This window comes from Amycolatopsis sp. cmx-11-32 (assembly GCF_047608695.1).
In the GTDB taxonomy this organism is placed as follows: Bacteria; Actinomycetota; Actinomycetes; order Mycobacteriales; family Pseudonocardiaceae; genus Amycolatopsis.
This window is the reverse complement of record NZ_JADNQN010000006.1, coordinates 1-24,967: the sequence shown is the minus strand read 5'-3', so window position 1 is coordinate 24,967 and position 24,967 is coordinate 1. Positions and strand designations below refer to the sequence as shown.

The 24,967-nt window shown below is 68.7% G+C and carries 24 protein-coding genes; 13 read left to right on the top strand and 11 right to left on the bottom strand.

All coding sequences use genetic code 11. The annotated features are described in order from the left end of the window. Positions 1 to 47: 47 nt before the first annotated feature. Positions 48 to 824, bottom strand: coding sequence for a GntR family transcriptional regulator (locus ACM6LR_RS19775; RefSeq protein WP_414937488.1), 777 nt, complete (start codon positions 822 to 824; stop codon positions 48 to 50). Between the two features lie 73 nt (positions 825 to 897). Between ACM6LR_RS19775 and ACM6LR_RS19770 the strand changes: the two genes are divergently transcribed. Beyond that, positions 898 to 2,151, top strand: coding sequence for an APC family permease (locus ACM6LR_RS19770; RefSeq protein WP_414937487.1), 1,254 nt, complete (start codon positions 898 to 900; stop codon positions 2,149 to 2,151). A 124-nt stretch (positions 2,152 to 2,275) separates the two neighbouring features. Then, positions 2,276 to 3,082: a S1 family peptidase gene (locus tag ACM6LR_RS19765; RefSeq protein WP_414937486.1), complete on the top strand. Its 807-nt coding sequence runs from the start codon at positions 2,276 to 2,278 to the stop codon at positions 3,080 to 3,082. Positions 3,083 to 3,169: 87 nt separating this feature from the next. Here the strand turns inward: ACM6LR_RS19765 and ACM6LR_RS19760 are convergent, their stop codons facing one another. Further along, the gene (locus ACM6LR_RS19760) at positions 3,170 to 4,276 is read right to left on the bottom strand and encodes an NAD(P)H-dependent flavin oxidoreductase (protein WP_414937945.1); all 1,107 of its coding nucleotides are present in this window, start codon (positions 4,274 to 4,276) and stop codon (positions 3,170 to 3,172) included. A 24-nt stretch (positions 4,277 to 4,300) separates the two neighbouring features. Next, positions 4,301 to 5,914 (bottom strand): acyl-CoA synthetase, encoded by a 1,614-nt coding sequence (locus ACM6LR_RS19755; protein WP_414937485.1) that lies wholly within the window; start codon positions 5,912 to 5,914, stop codon positions 4,301 to 4,303. Positions 5,915 to 5,974: 60 nt separating this feature from the next. Here ACM6LR_RS19755 and ACM6LR_RS19750 point away from each other — a divergent pair, with 60 nt between their 5' ends. Next, positions 5,975 to 6,763, top strand: a complete 789-nt coding sequence (locus ACM6LR_RS19750; RefSeq protein WP_414944272.1) for a crotonase/enoyl-CoA hydratase family protein — start codon at positions 5,975 to 5,977, stop codon at positions 6,761 to 6,763. Between the two features lie 69 nt (positions 6,764 to 6,832). Here ACM6LR_RS19750 and ACM6LR_RS19745 read toward each other — a convergent pair whose 3' ends face one another. Then, positions 6,833 to 8,392, bottom strand: a complete 1,560-nt coding sequence (locus ACM6LR_RS19745; protein WP_414937483.1) for an acyl-CoA synthetase — start codon at positions 8,390 to 8,392, stop codon at positions 6,833 to 6,835. A 98-nt stretch (positions 8,393 to 8,490) separates the two neighbouring features. Here ACM6LR_RS19745 and ACM6LR_RS19740 point away from each other — a divergent pair, with 98 nt between their 5' ends. Genes ACM6LR_RS19740 through ACM6LR_RS19730 form a run of 3 tightly spaced genes read left to right on the top strand, consistent with a single transcriptional unit; the run spans position 8,491 to position 11,694 of the window. Further along, the gene (locus ACM6LR_RS19740; protein ID WP_414937482.1) at positions 8,491 to 9,474 is read left to right on the top strand and encodes a Zn-ribbon domain-containing OB-fold protein; all 984 of its coding nucleotides are present in this window, start codon (positions 8,491 to 8,493) and stop codon (positions 9,472 to 9,474) included. A 7-nt stretch (positions 9,475 to 9,481) separates the two neighbouring features. After that, on the top strand, positions 9,482 to 10,537 hold the full coding sequence (locus ACM6LR_RS19735; protein ID WP_414937481.1) for a thiolase domain-containing protein: 1,056 nt from the start codon (positions 9,482 to 9,484) through the stop codon (positions 10,535 to 10,537). Beyond that, positions 10,534 to 11,694 (top strand): thiolase domain-containing protein, encoded by a 1,161-nt coding sequence (locus ACM6LR_RS19730; protein ID WP_414937480.1) that lies wholly within the window; start codon positions 10,534 to 10,536, stop codon positions 11,692 to 11,694. Before ACM6LR_RS19735 ends, ACM6LR_RS19730 begins: the two co-directional genes overlap by 4 nt. A 121-nt stretch (positions 11,695 to 11,815) precedes the next feature. Here the strand turns inward: ACM6LR_RS19730 and ACM6LR_RS19725 are convergent, their stop codons facing one another. From ACM6LR_RS19725 to ACM6LR_RS19715, 3 genes are read right to left on the bottom strand one after another with little or no spacing between them, the layout of a single operon-like run. Further along, complete coding sequence (locus tag ACM6LR_RS19725; RefSeq protein WP_414937479.1) at positions 11,816 to 12,838, bottom strand: YhjD/YihY/BrkB family envelope integrity protein; 1,023 nt, start codon at positions 12,836 to 12,838, stop codon at positions 11,816 to 11,818. A 36-nt stretch (positions 12,839 to 12,874) separates the two neighbouring features. Next, a complete protein-coding gene (locus ACM6LR_RS19720) occupies positions 12,875 to 13,663 on the bottom strand; it encodes a transglutaminase-like domain-containing protein (RefSeq protein ID WP_414937478.1) in 789 nt (262 codons plus the stop codon). A 33-nt stretch (positions 13,664 to 13,696) separates the two neighbouring features. Further along, positions 13,697 to 14,923, bottom strand: a complete 1,227-nt coding sequence (locus ACM6LR_RS19715) for a cytochrome P450 (RefSeq protein WP_414944271.1) — start codon at positions 14,921 to 14,923, stop codon at positions 13,697 to 13,699. A gap of 242 nt (positions 14,924 to 15,165) precedes the next feature. On the opposite strand from ACM6LR_RS19715, the gene ACM6LR_RS19710 reads away from it, so the two are divergent. Further along, a complete protein-coding gene (locus ACM6LR_RS19710) occupies positions 15,166 to 16,329 on the top strand; it encodes a steroid 3-ketoacyl-CoA thiolase (RefSeq protein WP_414944270.1) in 1,164 nt (387 codons plus the stop codon). A gap of 9 nt (positions 16,330 to 16,338) precedes the next feature. On the opposite strand, the gene ACM6LR_RS19705 is transcribed toward ACM6LR_RS19710, so the two are convergent. Continuing rightward, complete coding sequence (locus ACM6LR_RS19705; protein ID WP_414937475.1) at positions 16,339 to 16,824, bottom strand: pyridoxamine 5'-phosphate oxidase family protein; 486 nt, start codon at positions 16,822 to 16,824, stop codon at positions 16,339 to 16,341. A 40-nt stretch (positions 16,825 to 16,864) separates the two neighbouring features. Beyond that, the gene (locus tag ACM6LR_RS19700) at positions 16,865 to 17,710 is read right to left on the bottom strand and encodes an SCO6745 family protein (protein ID WP_414937474.1); all 846 of its coding nucleotides are present in this window, start codon (positions 17,708 to 17,710) and stop codon (positions 16,865 to 16,867) included. A gap of 66 nt (positions 17,711 to 17,776) precedes the next feature. On the opposite strand from ACM6LR_RS19700, the gene ACM6LR_RS19695 reads away from it, so the two are divergent. Next, positions 17,777 to 18,643, top strand: coding sequence for a GNAT family N-acetyltransferase (locus ACM6LR_RS19695; protein ID WP_414944269.1), 867 nt, complete (start codon positions 17,777 to 17,779; stop codon positions 18,641 to 18,643). A 103-nt stretch (positions 18,644 to 18,746) separates the two neighbouring features. On the opposite strand, the gene ACM6LR_RS19690 is transcribed toward ACM6LR_RS19695, so the two are convergent. Beyond that, on the bottom strand, positions 18,747 to 19,652 hold the full coding sequence (locus tag ACM6LR_RS19690; protein ID WP_414937472.1) for an SDR family oxidoreductase: 906 nt from the start codon (positions 19,650 to 19,652) through the stop codon (positions 18,747 to 18,749). Beyond that, complete coding sequence (locus ACM6LR_RS19685) at positions 19,649 to 20,446, bottom strand: SDR family oxidoreductase (RefSeq protein WP_414937471.1); 798 nt, start codon at positions 20,444 to 20,446, stop codon at positions 19,649 to 19,651. Before ACM6LR_RS19685 ends, ACM6LR_RS19690 begins: the two co-directional genes overlap by 4 nt. Before the next feature lie 91 nt (positions 20,447 to 20,537). On the opposite strand from ACM6LR_RS19685, the gene ACM6LR_RS19680 reads away from it, so the two are divergent. Genes ACM6LR_RS19680 through ACM6LR_RS19660 form a run of 5 tightly spaced genes read left to right on the top strand, consistent with a single transcriptional unit; the run spans position 20,538 to position 24,735 of the window. After that, positions 20,538 to 21,287, top strand: coding sequence for an enoyl-CoA hydratase family protein (locus tag ACM6LR_RS19680; RefSeq protein ID WP_414937470.1), 750 nt, complete (start codon positions 20,538 to 20,540; stop codon positions 21,285 to 21,287). Beyond that, positions 21,287 to 22,147: a CoA transferase subunit A gene (locus ACM6LR_RS19675; protein ID WP_414937469.1), complete on the top strand. Its 861-nt coding sequence runs from the start codon at positions 21,287 to 21,289 to the stop codon at positions 22,145 to 22,147. Before ACM6LR_RS19680 ends, ACM6LR_RS19675 begins: the two co-directional genes overlap by 1 nt. Next, positions 22,144 to 22,869, top strand: a complete 726-nt coding sequence (locus ACM6LR_RS19670; protein WP_414944268.1) for a CoA-transferase subunit beta — start codon at positions 22,144 to 22,146, stop codon at positions 22,867 to 22,869. The genes ACM6LR_RS19675 and ACM6LR_RS19670 overlap by 4 nt, the downstream gene beginning before the upstream one ends. Then, on the top strand, positions 22,866 to 23,912 hold the full coding sequence (locus tag ACM6LR_RS19665; RefSeq protein WP_414937467.1) for an NAD(P)H-dependent flavin oxidoreductase: 1,047 nt from the start codon (positions 22,866 to 22,868) through the stop codon (positions 23,910 to 23,912). Before ACM6LR_RS19670 ends, ACM6LR_RS19665 begins: the two co-directional genes overlap by 4 nt. A 31-nt stretch (positions 23,913 to 23,943) precedes the next feature. Continuing rightward, complete coding sequence (locus ACM6LR_RS19660) at positions 23,944 to 24,735, top strand: alpha/beta fold hydrolase (protein ID WP_414944267.1); 792 nt, start codon at positions 23,944 to 23,946, stop codon at positions 24,733 to 24,735. The last annotated feature ends 232 nt before the right edge of the window (positions 24,736 to 24,967 follow it).

The following is a 24,967-nucleotide window of genomic DNA, read 5'->3' as shown; positions in this document are numbered from 1 at the left end:
GTTGAAAGTGCAAGTACCGCAACTAGAGGACTAAACGCGTGGGCGGGCTACTCCACGCGGCCGAGCCTGGTCTCGAAGGAGAGCCTGTCACCCCGGAACAGTGACCGGACGCGTTCGAACGGGACGCCGTCGGTACCCCACGAGGTCCGGTGCATCAGCAGCATCGGCAGCGCCGGGTTCGTCCCGATCAGCAGAGCCTCCCGGGGCGTGGCGAGTACGGTCTCGACTCGCTCCTCGGCGCCGTCGAAGACCACGCCGAGCCTTTCCCGCAAACACGCGTAGAGCGACTGTGTGGGATCGAACACATCCATCAGCGTCGGGAATCGCTCGGCGGTGAGATAGGTCGATTCCAGCCCGACCCGCTCGTCGTCGGCGAGCAGCACCCGTTCGATGTGGATGACGTCGTCGTCGGGATCGATTTCCAGTTCCGAAGCCAGCGACGGACCTGCCTCCCGGCGTTCCAGCGAGATCAGATTCCGGCCAGGCCGAATGCCCTGCCTCCTGAGTCCTTCGGTGTAACTCACCAACGCGAGCGGCTGGACGAGCTTGGGGCCCGCGACGTACGTGCCGCTCCCCTGCCGCCTGCTGAGACGTCCTTCGAGCACGAGTTCACCGACGGCCTGGCGGACCGTCGCGCGAGAAACCTCGAATCTTTCGGAGAGTTCCCTTTCCGTGGGAAGTACCGATCCTTGCCCTAATTCGGAGATCACGTCGAGCAGATCGACTTTGACCGCGTAATAGCGTGGAATGCGGCCGTGTTCGGGAATTCCGTCCCGGACCGGGCCGTCGGCGGGTGGATGACGTCTGGGCGAACGCGTTTTCACAATCGGAGATCTTAGGCCGAATTCACCTGCCCTGTACTGACCCGAACGAAGTGTTCATGCCACGCTCACACTCGTGGACGAAACGGGCACACTCATTCGGCGCATCGGCACCCGCGACGCCGTCTTCATCGGACTCGGCTCGATGATCGGGGCGGGGGTCTTCGTCGCTTTCGCCCCGGCCGCACGCGCCGCCGGAGCGTGGCTCCCCGCCGGGCTCGCCATCGCCGCCGTGATCGCCTACTGCAACGCGACGTCGTCGGCCCGGCTGGCGGCGCTGTATCCGGCGTCCGGCGGAACCTACGTCTACGGACGCGAGCGGCTGGGCGAATTCTGGGGCTATCTGGCGGGCTGGGGCTTCGTGGTCGGCAAGACGGCCAGCTGCGCGGCGATGACGCTGACCGTCGTCACCTACGCCGCGCCGGGACTCGGGCAGCCGTGGCGGAGCCTGTTCGCGGTGGCCGTCGTGGCGGCGCTGACCGGGCTGAACTACCGCGGTGTCCAGCGCTCGGCGTTCGCGACCAGGCTGATCGTGGCCATCACGCTGACGATCCTGGCGCTGGCCGTCACGGCGATGATCTTCGGCGGCACCCTGCGCGCCGGCACCCCGGGGCCGGTGGTGACACCCGGTGTCGGAGGTGTTCTCGAAGCCGCCGGGCTGCTGTTCTTCGCGTTCGCCGGCTACGCGCGGATAGCGACGCTCGGCGAGGAGGTCCGCGATCCGGCGCGCACCATCCCGCGCGCGGTGCCGATCGCGCTCGGGCTGGCGCTAGTCGTCTACACCGTGCTCGCCTTCGTCCTGCTGTATCAGCTCGGGCCGGAGCTGCTGGGCCGGAGCGCGGACCCGATCGCGGAGGGTGTCGAGGTCTCGTCGTGGTCCTGGGTCACGCCTCTGGTGCGGGTGGGTGCCGTCCTCGCCGCGCTGGGTTCGCTGCTCGCGCTCGTCCTCGGTGTGTCGAGGACCACGCTGGCCATGGCGCGCGACGGCCACTTCCCCCGCTATCTGACCGCCGTCCACCCTCGCTTCGGAGTCCCGCACCGGGCCGAAGTGACCGTCGGTGTCGTCGTCGCCCTGCTCGCGAGCACCCTCGATCTCCGCGGCGCGATCGGTTTCTCGTCGTTCGCGGTGCTCGCCTACTACGCCGTGACGAACGCCGCCGCGCTGACCTTGCGGCCCGCGCCGCGCGTGGTCGCCGTTCTCGGACTGCTCGGTTGTGCCGTGCTCGCTGTCAGCCTTCCGGCGGTTTCGGTGCTCACCGGTTCCGGAGTACTGGCGTTAGGCGCTCTGGGCTACGCCATTCGTCGGCGGTTCGGCGCGAACGTCCGTTAATCACCGTCATCCGCCCAAAGATCCGAAGAAAGTCGGTTGTCCCGAAGTCCGTCCACCTGCTGTAGTCAGTTGGCCGCAGTCAGTCTCCCTGCCTCCACTGTGGACAGCCGGAAGGAATGAACCCTTGGACATCAAGCGTCGGTTCAGCCTGCTCAAAAAGACCCTGATCGCCGTCGCGGCGGCCGGAACCCTGGCGGGTCTCGCCACGGCTCCGCCTGCCGCGGCAGCTCAGCCGCCGTCCACCGATGTGGTCGGTGGAACCCGAGCCGCCCAGGGTGAATTCCCTTGGATGGTAAGGCTTTCGATGGGCTGCGGCGGTGCGCTTTACACCTCGCAGATCGTGCTGACCGCCGCGCACTGCGTGTCGCGGACCGGCGCCAACACGAGCATCACCGCCACCCTCGGTGTCGTGGACCTGCAGAGCGGCTCGGCCAAGAAGGTCAGGTCGACCTACGTGCACCGGTCGCCGACTTACCCCACCTCCACCGGTGGTGACTGGGCCCTGATCAAGCTCGCGAGCCCGGTCACCGGGATCCCGACGCTGCCGATCGCCACCACCACGGCCTACAACAGCGGCACGTTCACCGTCGCAGGCTGGGGTGCGGCGTCCGAAGGCGGGGCGCAGCAGCGTTACCTGCTCAAGGCCACCGTTCCGTTCGTCTCCGACGCGACCTGCAGGGCTCAGGGCGGCAGCTACGCCGGCCTGATCGCCAGCGCCGAGATCTGTGCGGGCAACATCAACTCCGGCGGCGTCGACACCTGCCAGGGTGACTCGGGCGGCCCGATGTTCCGTCGCGACAGCGCCGGCGCCTGGATCCAGGTCGGCATCGTCAGCTGGGGCGAAGGCTGCGCGCGGGCGCACGCTCCCGGCGTCTACGCCGAGGTGAGCACCTTCGCGACCGCGATCAAGAACGCGGCCGCCGGTCTCTAGTTTCATCGCACGGCACGGCATGCTATGAACGGTCCGTTACTTGCAAATTTTGCAAGTAACGGACCGTTCATAGCGTTCGGGGGAACTTCAGCGGGTCTTGTCCAAACGCGACAGTGCTTCGCCGTAACCCGAGACCAGCTCCGCGATCACTTCCGCGACCGGGCGCACCCGGTCCATCCGCCCGACGATCTGCCCGACCGGCATCGAGACGACACTCGGATCCGACGCGTGGTGAATCCTGTCGTGCGCGTGGGAAACCAGCAGGTTCTGCAACGGCATCGGCAGCGGTTCGGGCGCGTCCGGCGAAGCCCACGCCTCGGTCCACCGCGTCTTGAGCAGCCGCGCCGGCTTCCCGGTGTAGATCCGCGTCCGGACGGTGTCGGACGAACCCGCCGCGACCAGCGCGCGTTGCATCGCCTCGGAATCCCCCATGGTCTGGAGGTATTCCTCGGTGGCGAGCCAGAAAGAGCCCATCCACACGCCGGAAGCGCCCAGTGCGAGCGCCGCCGCGACCTGCCGTCCCGAGCCGATCCCGCCCGCGGCGAGCACCGGAACGCGATCGCCGACGGCGTCGGCCACTTCGGGCAGCAGGACCATCGACGCGATCTCGCCGGTGTGCCCGCCCGCCTCGTAACCTTGCGCCACAACGATGTCGACGCCGTTGTCGACATGACGGACGGCGTGCTCGGCCTTACCCGCCAGCGCCGCGACCGGCACACCCTTCGCGTGACACTGTTCGATGACGTCCACCGGCGGTGATCCCAAGGCGTTGGCGATCAACCGGATGGGGTGTTTCAGCGCGACCTCGACATGCGCCCGGGCGACCGAATGCAGCCAGCCCAGCACCCCGGCGCGTTCGGCGGTGTCGTCCGGCAGGGGCGGCACCGCGAGGTCACGCAGCGTCCGCTCCACGAAGTCGCGATGCTCCCTCGGGATGAGTTTCGCGAGATCGACCGACGTCCCTTCGGCCGGGATCTTGGCAGGCATCACGATGTCCACGCCGTACGGTTTGCCATCGGTGTTCTCGTCCATCCAGGAGAGAACGGAGTCGAGTTCGGCGGTGTCGTTGAACCGTACGCAGCCCAGCACGCCCAGCCCGCCCGCCCGGCTGATCGCCGCGGCGACGTGTTCGGACGGGGTGAACCCGACGATCGGCAGGCCGATCCCGAGCCGGTCGCACAGTGGTGTCCAAATCCGCGACGTCCGCATGAAACTCCTTCACGCCGGTTGGATGATGGGCTCGTGTTCGGAGGCGTAGCGCTGCGCCCACGGGTAGTCCGGTTTCCCGCTGGGCGACCGACCGATCTCCTCGGCGAGCCAGAGGGTGCGTGGCACCTTGTACCCGGCGATCTCGGTCCGCACATGCGCTTCGAGCGCGGCGAAGTCCAGTTCCCTGCCCGTCCTCGGCTGGATCACCGCGGCCACCCGCTGGCCGAGCCGGTCGTCGGGGATGCCGATGACGAGCGCGTCGAAGACGTCCGGATGCGACTTCAGCGCACCCTCGACTTCTTCCGGGTAGACCTTCTCACCGCCGGTGTTCACGCACTGCGATCCCCGGCCGAGCAGGGTCACCGTGAGGTCTTCTTCGTAGCGCGCGTAATCACCCGGGACGACGTAGCGCGTGCCGTCGACCTCGACGAAAATCTTCTCCGTCTTCGCGGGATCCTTGTAGTACCCGAGAGGGACGTGCCCGCGTCGCGCGATCAGCCCGATCGCTCCCGGTTCCGGCTCGACGAGCGCGCCGTCGTCGTCCACCAGGATGGCGTCCTTGCCGAAGTTGACCCGCGGGCCGGCGGAATGGTCGCTGTCCTTGCTGACCATGCCGATGCCGGTGAACCCGCTTTCGGACGATCCGATCGCGTCGGTGATCACCACGTGCGGGGCCATCGCGACGAATTCCTGCTTCACCGACTGGGAGAACAGAGCCGCGTGGCTCGACACCGCGACGAGCGACGACGCGTCGTAGTCGCCCTCGCAGAAAGCGTCGATCAAAGGCCGCGCCATCGCGTCGCCGACAATCGTGAGCACCTGGACCTTGTTGTCCTGTACGGCTTTCCAGACCTCGTGCGGGTCGAACCGCGACACGAACACGACCGGGCTGCCGGTGAACAGCGCGCCGAACGCGGCCCACTGCGCGGCGCCGTGGATCAGCGGCGCGGCCGGGAGCCGGACCAGGCTGCCCGACTTGCCCTGTTCGGCGAGCGTCCATTCGTCCGGGACGTACTCCCCGGTGACGAAGTTGATGCCGCCACCGAGAGCGCGCCAGATGTCTTCGTGACGCCACAGGACGCCCTTGGGATACCCGGTGGTCCCGCCGGTGTAGAGGATGTAGAGGTCGTCGGCGCTGCGCTCGGCGAAGTCGCGCTCGGGTGAGCCTTCGGCGAGCGCGGCTTCATAGTCCACGCCGCCGTAGGACGAGTAGTCGACGTCGCTTCCGTCGTCGACAACGACAACGTGTTTCAGTTTCGGCGTCTCCGGCAGGACGGCGGTGACCTTGTCCGAGTAGCCGCGCTCGTGGACCAGCGCCACGAGGTCGGCGTTGTCGAACAGGTACCGCAGTTCGCCGTGGACGTAGCGGTAGTTGACGTTGACCGCGATCGCACGCAGCTTGTACGCGGCGATCATCGATTCCAGTGCCTCGATCGAGTTCCGGGAATAGACACCGATGTGGGATCCAGGTCCCACGCCGTGTGCCGCGAGGTGATGCGCCAGCCGGTTGGCGCGCTCTTCCAGTTCGGCGAAGGTGACCCGCCGATCGCCGCAGACGACCGCGATGCGCTCCGGCACGGCGTCGACGGCGTGCTCGAGTAGATCCGCGATGTTGAGTGCCACCAGCCCAAAGTAGAACATGTTATTGTTCCGGGCAATGGCCGCTATTTCGGTGGAGGACCGGTGAGCGAACCGCACGCGCTGGTGGAAAAGATCGAACACACCCTCGTGGTCACGATGAACCGGCCCGAGGCCCGCAACGCGCTCAGCGGCGAGATGCTCGGGATCATGGTCGAGGCGTGGAACCGGGTCGACGCGGACGACGACGTCCGGTGCTGCGTGCTCACCGGCGCGGGTGGCGCGTTCTGCGCGGGCGCGGATCTGAAGTCGCTGTCGAAGAACTCGCCGAGCGACTCGTTCGCGAAGGGCACGTTCGATCCCAGCCGCATCGAGGGCCTGCTCAAGGGGCGACGGCTGACGAAGCCGTTGATCGCGGCCGTCGAGGGCCCGGCGATCGCGGGCGGGACGGAGATCCTGCAGGGCACGGACCTCCGCGTCGCGGGCGAGAGCGCGAGATTCGGCGTATCCGAGGCACGGTGGAGCCTGTTCCCGATGGGCGGTTCGGCCGTGCGGCTCCCCCGCCAGATCCCGTACACCGTCGCGGCCGACCTGCTGCTGACCGGACGGCATATCAAGGCGAGTGAGGCGCGAGAGATCGGCCTCGTCGGGCACGTCGTCCCGGACGGCAAGGCCCTGGACAAGGCGTTGGAACTCGCCGGCCTGATCGCCGCGAACGGGCCACTCGCGGTCCGCGCGATCCTCAAGACGATGCGCGACACCGAGGGCATGCACGAGGAGGCGGCCTTCAAACTCGACGCCCGATACGGCATCGAGGTCTTCGCCAGCGAAGACGCGAAGGAAGGACCCCGCGCCTTCGCCGAGAAGCGCAAGCCCGTCTTCCGCGGCCACTGACGCAATTAGTCCTCTAGTTGCGGTAGTTCACCGGTGAACTACCGCAACTAGAGGACTAATTGCGGGGTGTCAGGGAGCGCGGTGGCCCTCCCAGTAGGGGTCGCGGAGCTTGCGCTTGTAGAGCTTTCCGTTGGGGTCGCGCGGGAGTTCGGGCAAGTAGTCGACTGAACGCGGGAGTTTGAACTTCGCCAGTCGGGCCGCGGCGTACTCGAGGATCTCCGTGGTGAGGTCTTCGGAGGGCTCCACGCCGTCGGCGGGCTGCACGACGGCCTTGATCGCCTCGCCCCAGTCCTCGTGCGGGACGCCGAAGACCGCGACGTCGGCGATCTTCGGGTGCATCACCAGTTCGCCCTCGATCTCCGCCGGGTAGATGTTGACCCCGCCCGAGATGATCAGATCAGCCTTGCGGTCGTGCAGGAAGAGATAGCCGTCCTCGTCGAGATGACCGACGTCGCCGAGGGTGAACAGGTCCCCGACCCGCGCTTCGTCCGTCTTGGCCCGGTCCTTGTGGTACTCGAACTTCGAGTCGCCCATCTTCATGTAGACCGTGCCGGTCTCGCCGGCGGGCAGTTCCGCGCCCTCGTCGTCGAGGATCTTGATCGTCGAACCCGGCCACGCCAGCCCCACCGAACCCGGCTTCTTCAACCACTCCGCCCCCGAGATCGCCGTCCCGCCGCCCTCGGTGGCCGCGTAGTACTCGGTGACGACCGGGCCCCACCAGTCGAGCATCCGCCGTTTGACTTCCAGGGGGCACGGCGCGGCGCCGTGGATCATCACCCGCAGGGAACTCAGGTCGTAAGCCGAGCGGACGTCGTCCGGCAGCCCGAGCAGGCGGCGGAACTGCGTCGGGACCATATGGCTGTGCGTGACGCGATGCCGGTCGATCAGCCGCAGCATGTCCTCGGCGTCCCACCGGTCCATCAGCACCGCGGTATGCCCCAGTTGCAGGGAAATCGCGACGAAGTTGAGCACCGCCGTGTGATAGAGCGGCGACCCGCACAGGTGTACGTGCTCGTCGTGTGGCGCCAGCCCGAAGATCCCGAAGAACCACGTCGAGGCGCCGGGGACGTCGTCGGGATCCGCGCCGCTCAGCGGTCGCCGGACGCCCTTGGGACGCCCAGTGGTCCCGGATGTGTAGAGCATCGGCGAGCCGGCCGTACGGCTCTCCGGGCGTCTGTCGCCCTCGCCCGAGCCGAGTTCCCCGATCCGGCGGAAGCCAGGGACGTCGCCGACGGCGAACCGCCCGCGTTCCGGGATTCCGGCCTCGTCGGCGGCGGCGATCGCGACGTCGGCGAACCGCTCGTGCGCGAGGAACGCCTTGGCGCCACTGTCGGCGAGGATGTAGGCGACCTCGGGGCCGACCAGGTGCCAGTTGACCACCACGATGTACAGACCGGACTGGATGGCGGCGAAGTAGGCCGCCACGAGTTCGTCCCCGTTGGGTTGCAGGACGACGACCACGTCCCCGGCCTCGAGCCCGAGGGCCTGCAAGCCCCGGGCGTACGCGTTCGCTTTCGCGGCCAGGTCGCCGTAGCCGATCGAACGGCCGTCCGGATCGACCAGTGCGATCCGCTCCGGCTGGCTGGCGGCGATGTTCCAGACCCCAAGGGTCCCCGTAGCAGTCGACATACGCGCAAATCTAGAACGCGTTTCACCCAAGGGCAACCGCCAGCAAGGCCGAGACGGCCAATCTTGCCGGAATTTCGAGAACGTGTTTCACTCAGGACGTGAGCGCATCCGAACTTCCGCTGTCGGCCCCGCTCGACGTGGGCTTCGACTACACCCGTTCGGTCGGCCCCGTGCTCGGCCGGTTCGTCAACGCCCTGCGCGAACGCCGCGTCGAAGGCGTCCGCGGCAGCGACGGCCGTGTCCACGTGCCGCCACTGGAATACGACCCCGTGACCGCCGAGGCGCTGTCCGAGTTCGTGCCGGTCGCCGCCGAGGGCGAGATCGTGTCCTGGTCCTGGATCGCCGAACCGCTCGACGGCCAGCCGCTGTCCCGGCCGTTCGCCTGGGCGCTGATCCGGCTCGACGGCGCCGACACCTCGCTCCTGCACGCCGTCGACGCGGGCACGCCGTCGAATGTCCACACCGGACAGCGCGTGCGGATCCGCTGGGCGGACGAGACGGTCGGCCACATCCGGGACATCGCCTACTTCGTCCCCGCCGACGGACCCGACACCGAACCCACCGAGGCACCTCCCCCGATCGCGAAACGCGAGGAAGGCTCGCCTGTCAGCGTGGTGATCACGCCGATCCACCTGCGCTACGAGCATTCCGCGTCACCGGAGGAGAGCCGGTACCTGCGCGGGCTCGCCGAGGGGAAGCTGATCGGCCAGCGCTGCCCGTCCTGCGACAAGGTCTACATCCCGCCGCGCGGCGCCTGCCCGACCGACGGCGTCCCGACCACCGACGAGGTCGAACTGCCCGACACCGGCATCGTCACCACGTTCTGCATCGTGAACGTGCCGTTCCTCGGGCAGAAGATCGAACCGCCTTATGTCGCGGCGTACATCCTGCTCGACAGCGCGGACATCGCGTTCCTGCACCTGGTGCTCGGCTGCGACGCCGCCGACGTCCGGATGGGCATGCGGGTGCGCGCCGCCTGGAAACCCCGGGAGGAATGGTGGACGTCACTGGAGAACATCGGCCATTTCGAACCGACCGGCGAGCCCGACGCGCCATACGAATCCTTCGCCCACCATCTGTGAGGACACCGTGCCAGATGTAGCAGTAGTGGGCTTCGCGCAGGCCCCCAACGTCCGCAGCACCACGGGTACCACCAATGGCGTGGAAATGCTGGTGCCGATCTTCTCCGAGGTCCTCGCGAAGACCGGTCTGTCCAAAAAGGACATCGAGTTCTGGTGCTCGGGCTCGTCGGACTACCTCGCCGGCCGCGCCTTCTCGTTCATCGCGGCCGTCGACGCCATCGGAGCGTTCCCGCCGATCCACGAGTCGCACGTCGAGATGGACGCCGCCTGGGCGTTGTACGAGGCGTGGCTCAAGATCCGGATGGGCGAGGCCGAAACGGCGCTCGTCTACGGCTTCGGCAAATCGTCGGCCGGGCAGTTGCGGCGTGTGCTGGCACTGCAGATGGACCCGTACGTCGTCGCGCCGCTGTGGCCGGACTCGGTGAGTGTCGCCGGGATCCAGGCGAGGCTGGGGCTCGAAGCGGGACTGTGGTCCGAGAAGGACCTGGCCGAAGTCGCCGCGCGCAGCCGCGCCGACGCCGCGTCGAATCCCGCCGCGCAGGTCTCCGGAACGGTCGAGGTCGCCGACCTCCTAAACGCCCCGTACTTCGCGGATCCCCTGCGGGCCCACGACATCGCCCCGATCACCGACGGCGCCGCCGTGCTGGTGCTCGCCTCCGCCGAGCGGGCGGCCGACCTCGTCGACAGCCCCGCGGTGATCTCCGGGATCCAGCACCGGGTCGACTCCCCCGCGCTCGGCGTGCGGGACCTCACCCGGTCACCGTCCACAATGGCCGCCGGGCGGGCACTCGACCTCGACGGCGTCGAACTCGCCGAACTGCACGCGCCGTTCACCCACCAGGAATTGATCCTGCGTGACGCACTGGGCCTCGGTGACCAAGTGCGGATCAACCCCTCGGGCGGCGTGCTGACCGGCAATCCGATGTTCTCCGCGGGACTGGCGCGGATCGGCGAGGCCGCGAACCGCGTCCTCGACGGCAGCGCGCGCAAGACCCTCGCCCACGCGACCAGCGGCCCCGTCCTGCAGCAGAACCTGGTCGCAACCTTGGAGGTCCTCTCGTGAAGCACCTCGCGGCCGTACTGGGAACCGGCCAGACCCACCACAAGGCCAAGCGCACCGACGTGTCCATGCCCGGATTGCTCCGCGAGGCCATCGACCGGGCGATGCTCGACGCTCAGACCGGCTGGGACGACGTCGACGCCGTCGTCCTCGGCAAGGCGCCGGACCTGTTCGAGGGCGTCATGATGCCCGAACTGTTCCTCGCCGACTCGCTCGGCGCGACCGGGAAACCCTTGCTGCGCGTGCACACCGCGGGTTCTGTCGGCGGGTCGACCGCGCTCGTGGCGGCGTCGCTGGTGCAGGCGGGCGTGCACAGACGAGTGCTCACCGTGGCTTTCGAGAAGCAGTCCGAGTCGAACGCGATGTGGGGCCTGTCGATCCTGCCGCCGTTCCAGATGCCGGTGGGCGCCGGCGCGGGCGGCTATTTCGCGCCACACGTGCGCTCGTACATCCGGCGGTCCGGCGCGCCCGACCACATCGGTGCGATCGTGGCGGCCAAGGACCGGCGCAACGGTGCCCTGAATCCCTTTGCGCATTTGCGACAGGCGGACATCACCGTGGAGTCGGTGCAGGCTTCGCAGATGCTGTGGGACCCGATCCGCTATGACGAGACCTGCCCCTCCTCGGACGGCGCGTGTGCGATGGTGATCGGTGACGAGGCCGCGGGCGACGCCGTTCCCGGTGGCGCGGCGTGGATCCACGCGACCGCGATGCGCACCGAACCGACGACGTTCGCCGGCCGCGACCAGGTCAACCCGCGGGCGGGCCGCGACGCCGCCGCCGCGTTGTGGCGGGACGCCGGCATCACCGACCCGCTGTCCGAAGTGGACGCCGCCGAGATCTACGTGCCGTTCTCGTGGTTCGAGCCGATGTGGCTGGAGAACCTGGGGTTCACTGACGAAGGCCAGGGCTGGAAGCTCACCGAGGCGGGCGAGACCGCGCTCGGCGGGCGACTGCCGGTCAACCCGTCGGGCGGCGTGCTTTCGTCGAACCCGATCGGCGCTTCCGGGATGCTCCGGTTCTCCGAAGCGGCCAAGCAGGTGATGGGCCGGGCCGGGGACTACCAGGTCGACGGCGCGCGGGTCGCGCTCGGGCACGCGTACGGCGGCGGTTCGCAGTTCTTCTCGATGTGGGTGGTGGGCTCGGCCAAGCCGAGCTAAGAGCGGCGGCGCGGTGGAGCCCTTTCATTCTCGCTGAGGGCCGAAGGACGCTTTCCCCGCATGCGATGCGGGGAAAGCGTCCTTCAGGTGTGCTCCGCTCCCACGCCTGGTCGGCGACGTGTCAGGAGCGGCGGCGCGGCCGGAGACGTTGCGCGGCGAGGGTCGCGACCACTCCGGTCACCGCCCCCACCAGCATCGGTTTGAGACCGTGCCGATCGGGTTGCGCCACCACGGGCCGGACCACCACGGGAGGCGGCGGCCGGACCGGGTCCGGCGGCGCGTCCCGCGCGGTCGCCGTCCAGGCGGTGACGAACACCAGCATCCTGGCCACCAGTGAGATGAAGAAGATCAGGCCGATGATGGAGCCGAACGCGACGCCGGTCGGCGAGTCGCCGATCAACCGCAAATAGATCCCACCGGCCTGCTTCAGCAGTTCGAAGCCCAGTGCCAGCGCGACCGCGCCGCGCATCGCGCTGCGGACGCCGACCGGTTTCCGCGGCAGCCGGGTGAGCACCCAGAGGAACACGAGCCAGTTCGCCAGCAGTGCCAAGGGAATCGAGATCACCGACAGCACGTTGTGCCCCCCGGCGGTGTCGTCCACCCCGGCCAGTCCCAGCAGGTACCGGCCGAGCGCGGACCCGGAAATGGTGATGGCGAAGGAGACCAGCAGCGCGCTCGCGAGGCCGAGCAACGCCAGCAGGTCGGCGGCGATCGTGCGCAGCAGCGGGAGATCCGACCGGTTCTGGCCCCACAGCGCGGTGAGCGCGTCCCGGAGCGCATTCATCCAGTTCCAGCCGGAGTACAACCCGATCACCAGACCGATGAGCCCCACGCTGGTGCGCTGCGCCACGAACCCGGTGAGCAGGTCCCCCGCCTTGTCACCGAGACCGCCGGGCAGCGTGCCGGTGATCGCGTTCAGCATCGATTCGATCAACTGCGGTTGGCTCGCCAGCACGAAGCCCGCCACCGACACCGCGACCATGAGAATGGGCACCAGCGAAAACAGGCTGAAGTAGGTGATCGACGCGACGTAGTGGTAACCGCCGTCCTCGACATAGCGGTTCACCGCCCGCGCCAAATGGTCCAGCCAACGGTAGCGGGCACGCAGCCGCTTCCATTTCGTCGGTGCTTGTTTCTCCCTCACACGCCAATGTCTACACGGCTCGTGGGCAACACGCGATCAGGCGAGTGCGATCAGGTCCGAACCGTCGTCCTCCGGCAGCGACGGGCCCACGGTCGCCAGCACGGTGTTGCCGAGAAAGTCCAGCTCACAGCCGAGGGTGGAGAGGAAAGCGGTGTCGGTGGCGTCGCGTCCGGTCGCGATCCGGCTCAAGCTCTGCCTCGGCGCGAGGCCGGTGGCGTCGAACACGTACCAGCGGCCGTCGATCGCGGCCTCGAACACGGCGTGGAAGTCCATGGGGGACAGCCCTGGCGCGTAGACCGCGGCGAACCGGGCGGGGATGTCGATCACGCGGCACAGTGAGATGCAGACGTGCGCGTAGTCGCGGCACACGCCTTCCCCGGCGAGATAGGTGTCGACGGCGTCGTCGGTCGGCGAACCGGAACCGACCACATAGGACAGGTGTTCCCCCACGTGCCGGACGATCGCCTCGACCTGGGTCCGTGCGTCGGGCAGGTGGCCGAACCGGGACAGCGCGAGCCCGCCCATCCGGTCCGAGGGGCAGTACCGGCTCGGGCGGGTGTACCGGACGAGATCGTCCATGGTGACGGGCTCGGCCTCGGCCTCACCCAGGGCGCGCCCGGCCCGGTATCGCACGACGTGCTCGCCGCGCGGCAGGTCGAGGACCTGCGCCCGGGTCCCGTGTTCGAACGCGACCTGGCGCGGTGGCGCGGGGTAGGCGAACTCCTCCTGGCCCGCCCCGCCGGCGAGCGCGACCACGAACGCGGCGGGGCCGGGTTTCGTGACCCGGAAGGACATTTCGACGTCGACCTGCACGTGGGGACCCATGGCCTCATGGTGCCCTACGACGCTCGCGATGAATCAGCCGTAGCGCACCTGGTAGTGCTTGACGCCGTTGAGCCAGCTCGACCGCAAGCGGTCCGGCCCGGAGACCTCGCTGATGTCCGGCATGACGTCGGCGATGGCGTTGAAGATCAGGTCGATCTCCAGCCGCGCGAGGTTGGCGCCGATGCAGTAGTGCGAACCGGTGCCGCCGAAGCCGACGTGCGGGTTCTCCTCGCGGAGGATGTCGAACTTCTCCGGCTCGTCGAAGTGGTCCGGGTCGAAGTTCGCGGAGCTGTAGAACATCCCGACCCGGTCGCCCTTGCGGATCAGCTGCCCGCCGAGTTCGGTGTCACGGGTCGCGGTGCGCTGGAAGGCGACCACCGGGGTGGCCCAGCGGACGATCTCGTCCGGCGCGGTCTTCGGCCGTTCCCTCTTGTAGAGCTCCCACTGGTCCGGGTGGTCGAGGAACGCCTTCATACCGTGGGTGATCGCGTTGCGCGTCGTCTCGTTGCCCGCTACGGCGAGCAGGATGACGAAGAAACCGAATTCGTCCGAGGCCAGTGATTCGCCGTCGACGTCGGCCTGGACCAGCTTCGTGACGATGTCGTCCATCGGGCACTTACGCCGTTCTTCGGCCATGTTCCAGGCGTAGCCGACGATCTCCGCGGACGCGGCGAGCGGCTCGACCTCGTACTCGGGGTCGTCGTAGGAGACCATCTGGTTGGACCAGTCGAAGAGCTTCAGGCGGTCTTTCTGCGGGATGCCGATCAGTTCGGCGATGGCCTGCAACGGAAGTTCGCACGCGACGTCGACGACGAAGTCACCGGAGCCCTTTTTCTTGGCCTCGCTGACGATCTTCTCCGCCCGGTCGCGCAGGGTGTCTTCGAGTTTCGCGATCGACCTCGGTGTGAAGCCCTTCGACACGATCCGGCGCAGCTTGGTGTGCTGCGGGGCGTCCATGTTGAGCAGGACCAGGCGGTTGGCTTCGAGGCTGTCGTCGGTCATGTTCTCGTCGAAGCGGATGATCGCGGTCTTCTCCCGCGAGGAGAACAGCTCGCTGTCCCTCGACACCACCTTGACGTCCTCGAGCCGGCTGACGACCCAGTAGCCGTCATCGCGGAAGCCCGCGGTGTTGTGCGGCTGCGGGTTCCACCAGACCGGTGCCGTGCGGCGGAGTTCCGCGAACTCCGCCAGAGGCAGTCTGGTGGCGTACAGATCCGGATCGGTGAAATCGAAACCGGCGGGGATCAGCGGAGCGGCCACGGGCTACCTCCTACGCGGTTCGCTAATGAAACACGTTCTAGAGACGATTGAAGCATACGGCTTTTATCCAGTGAAGAGTTTTTAGTGAAACCCGTTAACTCAACCCGGAAGATCATGAGAGCCCGGCGAGGAGCGAGAGCGGCGACCCGTGATCAAAATCGAGTCGACCCTGGGGCGGCTTGCTCAAATCAAGAACGTGTTCTACTTTCCGGTAGTGAACAGTGTTTCCCCAGGAGGCGAACGTGGGTAGTCCGGTGATCGTCGAGGCGGTCCGCACCCCTGTCGGCAAGCGCAGAGGTCACCTGGCGGGGCTGCATGCCGCCGAGATCCTCGGCGCGGCGCAACGCGCCCTGCTCGAACGCGCGGGGCTGGATCCCGCACTGGTCGAGCAGGCGATCGGCGGCGCCGTGACCCAGGCGGGCGAGCAGGCGGGCAACGTCACGCGGACGGCGTGGCTGCACGCCGGACTCCCCGAGACCACCGGCGCGACCACCATCGACGCCCAATGCGGCTCGGCGCAGCAGGCGACCCACTTGATCGCCGGGCTCATCGCGGCCGGGGCGATCGACGCCGGCGTCTCGTGCGGCGTCGAGGCGATGAGCCGGGTACCGCTGGGCGCGAACCGCGGCGAAGGCATCGGCACACCGCGGCCGGAGTCCTGGTCGATCGACATGCCGAACCAGTACGGCGCGGCCGAGCGGATCGCGGAACGCCGCGGGATCACCCGCCAGGACGTCGACCGGTTCGGAACGGCCTCGCAGGCCAAGGCCGCCGCCGCGTGGGCGGCCGGGTACTTCGACCGTGAGACCGTCGCGGTGAAGGCACCCGTGCTCGGCGAGGACGGCACGCCGACCGGCGAGACGCGGCTGGTGACCCGCGACCAGGGCCTGCGCGAGACGACCGTCGATGGTCTCGCCAAGCTCAAGCCCGTTCTCGAAGGCGGCGTGCACACGGCAGGGACGTCGTCGCAGATCTCCGACGGTGCGGCCGCACTGCTCCTGATGGACTCGGACCGGGCCAAGGCACTGGGCCTCAAGCCGCGGGCACGGATCGTCTCGCAGGCACTGGTCGGCGCGGAGCCGTACTACCACCTCGACGGTCCCGTGCGGGCGACCGAACGGGTACTGGCCAAAGCGGGGATGACGATCGGCGACCTCGACCTCTTCGAGGTCAACGAGGCGTTCGCTTCGGTTGTGTTGTCGTGGCAACGGGTGCATCGGGCGGACGAGGACAAGGTCAACGTGAACGGTGGCGCGATCGCGCTCGGGCATCCCGTCGGCAGCACCGGCGCGCGGCTGCTGACCACGGCACTGCACGAACTGGAACGCCGCGACGGCGGTACCGCTCTCGTGACGATGTGCGCCGGCGGCGCGCTTTCCACCGGCACCATCATCGAACGGGTTTAACGCCGTGTTCTAGTCCAGCGCGACCTCGACCACCGGACCGTTGTCCGGCCTCGCGAGCCGTTTGCTCCCCTGGCCCTCCTTCCAGACCTCGACCATCAGGGAATTGCCTTCGACCCAGGTCAGCGCCACCTCGGACAGGTCGAGGCGGAACACATGGGCCGGTTCGTCGTCGCCCTGCAGGCGGGCGACCTCGGCCGGATCGGTGATCTCGACGGCCCTGCCCGCCACCTTCGCGTCCGCGCCCCCCTCGTCGATCGCCGAGGCGGCGTGGATCGCGAACCTGCCGTCACATCGCAGGTCTTTCGCCTTCACCGCGTTGATCAGCGATCCGATCAGCAGATCCTCTTCACGGAAATCGACCTCACTGCCACTGACCCTTGGCGAGCCGTCCCGCCGGAGCGTCGCCAGCACATGCGACTTCTTCGCGGTGAACCGCTCTTTGATCTTCTCCGCCAGCGCGGGTGCCTCTTCACTGAATTGCTGCCACGTCGCCATGAGGAACAGCCTCCCACCGGGGTACGACAGTTTCGAGCGGTCAGGGCCGCGGTGCCCCCATCGGGTTCGGCAGCGGGATCGCGCCGACGTCGAAGATCCGGCGGCTCAACGGGACGGCGATCCGCACGACCTCGGCGGCGCCGTCGGCACCGAGCGCTTCGAGAGGACCGGTGGCGAGGCGGTCCGTCTCGTCCTCGATCCGTTGGCGCAGAACGATTCCCGCTTCGGTGAGCTTCAGCTCGCCATCGAGGACGCCCCTTTCGGACAACCGCGCGACACTCTCCTCCCAGTCGTCATCGGACCAGCCTCGGTTGATCTGGATGACTTCACGATCGACCGCGCCGGTGCCGATGTGGGTCAGCGTGGTGTCGAGCCCGCGCAGCCCGGCGGCGACGGCGGAGAGCACGTGACCGTCCCCGCGATGCTCGCGCAACACTGTCGCCGCGAGCCAGACCCGGCCTGCCGCACTCGCGGGACGGGCGACCGAAGACCACGCGGCGGCGAGTGGCCTGGCCGCGAAATCGCAGCCGGTGACGGCTTGTTCGAGCAGACCGGCCAGCTCTTCGAACGGCGCGTCAGCGGGCAGGACCCGGCCCAGCGCCGCCTCGACGGCGTCCATCCGGCTCTGGAGCACGACCGCCGGTTCGGCGTATCTCCAGGCATCGGGCAGGGATCGCGCGACCATCCTCGGGGCGAACCCGAAGAGCATCGCGGTCACCGGCGGTTCCGTCACCGGCCCGAGCGGCGAGACCCGCCCGGCGAAATAGCCCATCCACCAGCCCGGCAAGCCCACCGCCTTGGCCGCGGCCGCCGTTTCCGGAGCGAAGTAGACGACGGCGTGCAGCGGCTCGACCGCTTCCCAGAGACAACGCTGAAGTGACGTCACACCCCCATCTTGGCCGCACCGAAAACCGGATGCGAACGTCTTCCGTGGTGGTGTGTGATCACGGGTATGGCGATCACCGTGGAGAAGCCGGAAATCGACGGGCTCGGCGAGGCCGTGGACGCGGTGCGGGAGTGGCAGCACGAGGGCTCGCCGTGGCAGCTGCATCCCGGTGACCTGGGCTGGTTCTGGCGGTTCGGTGCGGAAGCGACGGCCGCGGCGGTCCGGACCTGGCGCCGGGACGGCCGGATCCTCGCCGTCGGGCTGCTGGACGGCGCCGACCTGCTGCGCCTGACGACCGCTCCGGACTCGCGGCGGGACGAAGAGCTGGCGCGGCGGTTGGTCGAGGACGTCATCGAGCCGGAGCGCGGGGTACTGCCGCCGGGGAAGGTGTTCATCGAGGCACCGCAGGACGCGCTGATCCAAGACCTGCTGCCCGAACGAGGCTGGCGCACCGGCGAACCGTGGACACCGCTGCACCGCGACCTCACCGAACCGGTGAAGGCCCCGGACCCGCGGATCGAAGTGATCGGGCCGGAGCGGGCGCAGGTGTGGGCCGGCGTGACACGGGCGGCGTTCGACGGATCGAAGTTCTCGGAAGAGCGCTGGCAGGCGATGGCGTCGGGCGTGCCGTACGCCGACGCCCGATGTCTGGTCGCTTATGACGGCCATGGCAACGCCGTGGCGATGGTGACGGTGTGGTCGGCCGGTCCGGGGAAGCCCGGGGTACTCGAACCGATGGGCGTGCACCGGGACCATCGCGGACACGGCCACGGCCGGGCGATCACCGCCGCGGCGGCGGCCGCCCTCCAGGAGCTCGGCTCGTCGAGCGCGGCCGTGAGCACGCCGAGCTCCAACGTCGCCGCCGTCGCGACCTACGAATCGGGCGGGTTCCAGCGGCTTCCCGAGGTCCGTGACCTGACCCGGGACGCTTGAGCGGTGGGGGCTGAAGGGGACTTTCCCCGCGTCTCATGCGGTGAAGGACGCTTTCCCCCCATGGGATGCGGGGAAAGCGTCCTTCAGCCCCTCGGCCCAACGTTTAAGTGCCGTACACAGGTTCGGGAAGGGGAGCATCGGCCAGCAGTTCGGCCACGACAGGGCCGAGTTCGGCCGGTGCCCATCGGGAGCCCTTGTCCCGCACCGTGCCGTGCCGCCAGCCCTGCGCGATCGAGACGCGTCCGCCGTCGACCTCGAACACCCGCCCGGTCACCCCGGACGACTCCTCGCTGCCGAGCCACACCACCAGCGGTGACACGTTTTCCGGTGCCATGGCGTCGAAACCGCGCTCCGGCGCGGCCATGTCGGCGGCGAACGCCTCTACGGTCATCCGGGTGCGGGCGGCCGGGGCGATCGCGTTCACGGTGACGCCGTAGCGCGCGAACTCGGTGGCCGCGACCAGCGTGAGTCCCAGGATCCCGGACTTCGCGGCGGCGTAGTTCCCCTGTCCGACGCTGCCGAGCAAGCCGGCCCCGGAACTGGTGTTGATCACCCGCGCTGCCCGCGTCCGGCCGGCTTTCGCCTCCGTGCGCCAGTACCCGGCGGCCTGCCGCGCCGGCGCGAAATGCCCCTTGAGGTGGACCCGGATGACGGCGTCCCATTCGTCCTCGCCGAGGTTGACCAGCATCCGGTCGCGCAGGAACCCCGCGTTGTTGACCAGGACGTCCAGCCCGCCGAAGGTTTCGACGGCGGTCCGCACCAGTGCGGCGGCACCGTCCCAGGACGCGATGTCGTCGGTGTTCGCGACCGCCTCGCCACCGAGCGCCTCGATCTCGTCGACGACGTCCTGCGCGGGCCCGGCCGATCCGCCGCTGCCGTCGATCCCGGCGCCGAGGTCGTTCACCACCACCCGCGCGCCCTCGGCGGCGAACGCGAGCGCGTGCGCCCGTCCGATGCCACGACCGGCTCCGGTCACCACCACGATCCGGCCGTCGGCGATCCCGCTCACACCGGCTCCTCTCGTTCTTTTGCCACGGAATTGGCGGCGGCGAGGAAGGCGGGCACCTCTCCCCCGCCGTGCACGGTCAAGCAGGCTCCGCTGACATAGGAGGCCAGCGGAGAAGCCAGGAATACCGCGCAGGAACCGATTTCGTCGGGTTCGGCCAACCGTCCTAACGGGACTGTCGCGCCCACCGCGGCGATCCCGGCCTCGTCGCCGTAATGCAGATGCGTGTGCTCTGTCTTGACCATGCCGACGTCGAGCGCGTTGACCCGCACTTTCGGCGCCCACTCCACGGCCAGCGTCGCGGTCAGATTGTCCAAACCCGCTTTCGCCGCACCATAGGACGCCGTACCCGGCGATGGTCTCGTCGCGCTGACGCTGCTGATGTTCACGATGGCGCCACCGTGCGGCTGGCGCTGCATGATCCCGTTCGCCGCGCGGGCGACGGTCAGCGGCGCCAGCAGGTTCAGCCCGATCACCTTCTCGTGGAACCGCGGCGAACTGTTCGCCACCTCGGCGAACGGCGCGCCGCCCGCGTTGTTGACCACGACGTCGAGCCTGCCGTGCCGCCGGAGGATCTCCCCGAAGAGCGCGTCGACCTCTCCTGCGTCGCGGACGTCGCAGGAGGTGAACGTGGATGCCCTGTCTTCGACGTAGACCGGCCGCTCGGGTTCGGTGCGGGCACAGGTCACGACCTCGGCACCGGCACGCAGAAAAGTCCTGGTGACACCGGCGCCGACACCGCGTACCCCGCCGGTCACCAGCACCACGGCGCCGTCGAGCCGGAGTTCGAGTGCCATACCTGGCCTCCTTCAAGCTCGCTGTACCTGGACCGGACGCACTGCTAACGTACCAAGCAAGTGCTAGGTTTGGTAGCGAGAAGGGGGCACGATGAGCGTTTCCACCCACTCACCGGAGCCGGGCATCGCCGTGGTCACGGTCGACGCGCCCCCGGTGAACGCGCTGAGCGTGAAGGGATGGTTCGTTCTCGCCTCCGCCGTCACCGACGCCGGGCGCGATCCCGCGACCCACGTCGTGGTGCTGCGCGCGGAGGGCCGCGGGTTCAACGCGGGTGTCGATATCAAGGAGATCCAGCGCGATCCGGGGTACGGGGCGCTGATCGGCGCGAACGAGGGCTGCGCGGCGGCGTTTTCCGCCGTGTACGACTGCGCGGTCCCGGTGATCACCGCGGTACAGGGTTTCTGTCTCGGCGGCGGGGTCGGCCTGGTCGGCAACGCGGACGTCGTGGTCGCCAGCGAGGACGCGACCTTCGGGCTCCCCGAGGTCGATCGCGGCGCGCTGGGCGCGGCGACCCATCTCGCCCGGCTGGTCCCCCAGCACCTGATGCGCGCGTTGTACTACACGGCTTCGACGATCACCGCTGACCAGTTGCACCACCACGGTTCGGTCTATGCCGTGGTCTCGCGGGAAGAACTCGACGAGACCGCCCTCGGCTTGGCTCGGCAGATCGCGGCGAAGGACACCCGCGTGATCCGCGCGGCGAAACAGGCCATCAACGGAATCGACGTCCAGCCCGTGCATCGCAGCTATCGCTTCGAGCAAGGATTCACCTTCGAACTCAACCTGGCGGGTGTCTCCGACGGCGCGCGCCAGGAGTTCTTGGAAGGTAAGGGGAAGTGATGGCCGACAAGCGGATGACGCCGGACGAGATCGTCGGCGAACTCGAGGACGGCATGACGATCGGGATCGGCGGCTGGGGGTCCCGGCGCAAGCCCATGGCGCTGGTGCGCGCGATCTTGCGGTCGCCGGTCAAAGACCTCACCGTGGTCTCCTACGGTGGCCCGGACGTCGGGCTGCTGGCCTCGGCGGGCAAGCTCGAGCACCTCGTCTTCGGCTTCGTCACGCTGGACACGGTCCCCTACGACCCGTGGTTCTCCCGTGCCAGGGAATCCGGGACGATCACCGTCACCGAGTACGACGAGGGCGTTTTCGGTACCGGTCTTTCCGCCGCGGCGCGACGACTTCCGTTCCTGCCGACGCGGGCGGGCCTCGGCTCGGGCGTCATGGACCTGAACCCGTCGTTGCGCACCGTCCGCTCCCCCTACGACGACGCCGAGGAACTGCTGGCCGTGCCCGCGCTCAAGCTCGACGTCGCCTTCGTCCACCTCAACCGCGCCGACGCCTGGGGAAACGCGCAGTACCTCGGACCGGATCCGTACTTCGACGAACTGTTCGCACTCGCCGCCGACAGGTGTTACGTGTCCACGGAAAGGATCGTGGAGACGGCCGAACTCACCGAAGCGGGACCGGTACAGAGCCTGCTGCTGAGCCGGATGCTCGTCACCGGGGTCGCCGAAACACCCAACGGCGCGCACTTCACCACCGCCGCCCCGGACTACGGACGCGACGAACGCTTTCAGCGCCACTACGCCGAGGCCGCCAAGGATCTCGACGCGTGGCCCGGGTTCGTGGACCGGTTCCTGTCCGGGGACGAAACGCGGTACCAGAAAGCCGTCGCCGAATTCGGGGAGTCCGCATGAGCGACGTAACGCGTGCCGAAATCGTCGTCGTGGCCTGCGCCGAACTGTTCCGCGGCGACGGGGAGATCGTGGTGAGCCCCATGGGTTTCATCCCGTCGCTGGGTGCCCGGCTCGCCAGGCTCACCTTCGAGCCGGACATCCTGCTGTCCGACGGCGAGGCGTACCTGATGACCCCCGAAGCCGTCGTCGAAGGCTGGCAACCGTTCCGCAAGGTCCTCGACACCGTGGTACCGCGCGGAAAGCGCCATGTCGTGATGGGCGCCAACCAGATCGACGGCGAGGGCAACCAGAACATCTCGGCGATCGGCGAGCATTCCCAGCCGAAGAAGCAACTCCTCGGGGTGCGCGGCGGCCCGGGCAACACGGCCAACCACCGAACGAGCTACTGGGTTCCGAGGCACAGCAAGCGGGTCTTCGTCGACCAGGTCGACGTCGTGTCCGGCGTCGGCTATGCCAGGGCACGCGAAGCCGGCTTGCGATACCACGATGTCCACCGCGTCGTCACGAATCTCGGCGTCCTCGATTTCGGCGGCGAGGACCACGCGCCGAGGCTGGTTTCGGTGCATCCGGGGGTTTCCGTGGCCGAGGTCGTCGAGGCGACATCGTTCCCGCTGATCACCGGCGACGTCGCGGAGTCCCGGCTGCCGACCGAGTCCGAACTGCTGCTGATCCGGACCAGTCTCGACCCGAAAGCCAAACGGGACAAGGAAGTCCCGTCGTGAAGACCGCGCTGACCGAACTGGCCGGGATCCGGCACCCGGTGGTGCAGACCGGCATGGGCTGGGTCGCCGGGCCGCGACTGGTGTCCGCGACGGCGGAAGCGGGCGGTCTCGGCATCCTCGCTTCCGCGACGATGAGCTACGACGAACTGGCGGCGGCGATCAAGGAGGTCAAGAGCCGCACGTCGCGGCCGTTCGGCGTCAACCTCCGCGCGGACGCCGAAGACGCCACGCGCCGGGTCGAGCTGCTCGTCGGCGAGGAGGTCAGGGTCGCTTCCTTCGCGCTCGCGCCGAAGAAGGACATGATCGCGCGACTGAAGGACAGCGGCGTCCTCGTCGTCCCGTCGGTCGGCGCCGCGAGGCACGCGGAGAAGGTCGCGAGCTGGGGCGCGGACGCCGTCATCGTGCAGGGCGGCGAGGGCGGCGGGCACACCGGTGGGGTCGCGACGACCTTGCTGCTGCCCTCGGTGCTGGACGCCGTCGACATCCCGGTGGTCGCGGCAGGCGGATTCTTCGACGGCCGAGGGCTGGCCGCGGCCCTCTCCTACGGTGCCGCCGGGGTCGCCATGGGCACCCGGTTCCTGCTCACGCGGGAGAGCACCGTCCCCGGCGAGATCAAGCAGGCGTACCTCGCCCGTGACCTCAACGGCACTGTCGTCACCCGCAAGGTGGACGGGATGCCGCACCGCGTCCTCCGGACGGAACTGGTCGACGCGCTCGAATCCGCCGGTCCGGTGAGCGGGTTCGCCCGGGCCGCCCGCAACGCCGCGAAGTTCCGGAAGCTGACCGGGTTGTCGTGGCGCTCGCTGGCCACCGAAGGACTGCGGATGAAACGCGGGGGTCACCGAACGTGGTCACAGGTCCTGATGGCCGCCAACACGCCGATGTTGCTGCGCGCCGGGCTGGTCGAGGGCGACCGGAGCGCCGGGGTGCTGGCGTCCGGGCAGGTCGTCGGCCTGCTGGACGACCTGCCGGGAGTCGGTGAGCTGATCGAGACGATCGTGGCCGACGCCACCGGCATTCTGCGGCGGCTGGCCTCCGGATGAGGAGGCGGACACGCTGTGCTTGACTTCGGCCATGATCTCGGAGAGTCGTTGTCCGGTCGAGGACGGTGAGCTGTACGTCCGCAGCACCGGCGAAGGGCCGCTTCTGCTCCTGATCGCCGGCGGGCTGGGTTCGGCCGACAGCTTCCGGACGATGACGAAGCTGCTCGCCGACGACCACACCGTCGTCACCTACGACCGGCGCGGCCACTTCCGCAGCACCGACACCAGCACCGGCCCGGTCAGCGTGCCGAAGCAGGCCGACGACGCCTACGCCGTCCTCCGACACGTCGACGGCGGGCCCGCGAGCGTGTTCGGAACCAGCGCGGGCGCGCTGATCGGCCTCGACCTCGTCGCCCGCTACCCGGACGCGGCGAACGTCCTGGTCGCCCACGAACCGCCCGCCGTCCAGCTGCTCCCGGACGCGCTCGGCTGGCTCGACGAGGCCAACGCACAGGTCCGGCTCGCGCAGGCGGGCGACCTCATGGGGGCGTTCAAACGGTTCACCGACGGGATCGCCGGTGCCGCGCTGCCCGAACTGCGCGCGATCCGGCTGCCGAACGAGGAGGACTGGAAGCGGCTGTTCGGCCGCGAGCTGGCCGAAATCCTCGACTACCTTCCCGATCTGCGGGCGCTGCGGAAAGCGAGGACCGAGATCCTCCCGGTCGCGGGCGTCGGCAGCCGGGGGCACTACCACTACCAGCCCGCGAAGATCCTCGCGCTCGAACTGGGCCTGCCGTTCACCGAGATGCCCGGGGCACATCTGGCGCCGCAACGGAATCCGGCCCAGTTCACCGAAGCACTGCGGGACCTCCTCGAGCCGTGAGGACCGGTCCCGTGGGTCTCGTGAATTAGGGCCGAGGGTGTCTTAGGTACCTACTGCGATGCGCGGGTGGCGGTTTCGTGTTCTCTGCGGGACGACTCGCTGCGTAGCCTGTCGTCCATTCTGGCACGCGTGTCGTCCGAATCCCGGGTGTCGCGAAAGCCACTTTCGCGACGTCTGACGTCCCGAAAGTGGCTTTCGCGACACGGCACCCGGAACCCGGCAGGGTCTTAGG

Excerpts from the sequence above, each read along its gene's own strand:
- ACM6LR_RS19685 (WP_414937471.1), bottom strand. The coding sequence starts at position 20,446 with ATGGCACTCGAACTCCGGCTCGACGGCGCCGTGGTGCTGGTGACCGGC.
- ACM6LR_RS19680 (WP_414937470.1), top strand. The coding sequence starts at position 20,538 with ATGAGCGTTTCCACCCACTCACCGGAGCCGGGCATCGCCGTGGTCACG.
- ACM6LR_RS19705 (WP_414937475.1), bottom strand. The coding sequence starts at position 16,824 with ATGGCGACGTGGCAGCAATTCAGTGAAGAGGCACCCGCGCTGGCGGAG.
- ACM6LR_RS19745 (WP_414937483.1), bottom strand. The coding sequence starts at position 8,392 with ATGTCGACTGCTACGGGGACCCTTGGGGTCTGGAACATCGCCGCCAGC.
- ACM6LR_RS19670 (WP_414944268.1), top strand. The coding sequence starts at position 22,144 with ATGAGCGACGTAACGCGTGCCGAAATCGTCGTCGTGGCCTGCGCCGAA.
- ACM6LR_RS19695 (WP_414944269.1), top strand. The coding sequence starts at position 17,777 with ATGGCGATCACCGTGGAGAAGCCGGAAATCGACGGGCTCGGCGAGGCC.
- ACM6LR_RS19660 (WP_414944267.1), top strand. The coding sequence starts at position 23,944 with ATGATCTCGGAGAGTCGTTGTCCGGTCGAGGACGGTGAGCTGTACGTC.
- ACM6LR_RS19675 (WP_414937469.1), top strand. The coding sequence starts at position 21,287 with ATGGCCGACAAGCGGATGACGCCGGACGAGATCGTCGGCGAACTCGAG.
- ACM6LR_RS19720 (WP_414937478.1), bottom strand. The coding sequence starts at position 13,663 with ATGGGTCCCCACGTGCAGGTCGACGTCGAAATGTCCTTCCGGGTCACG.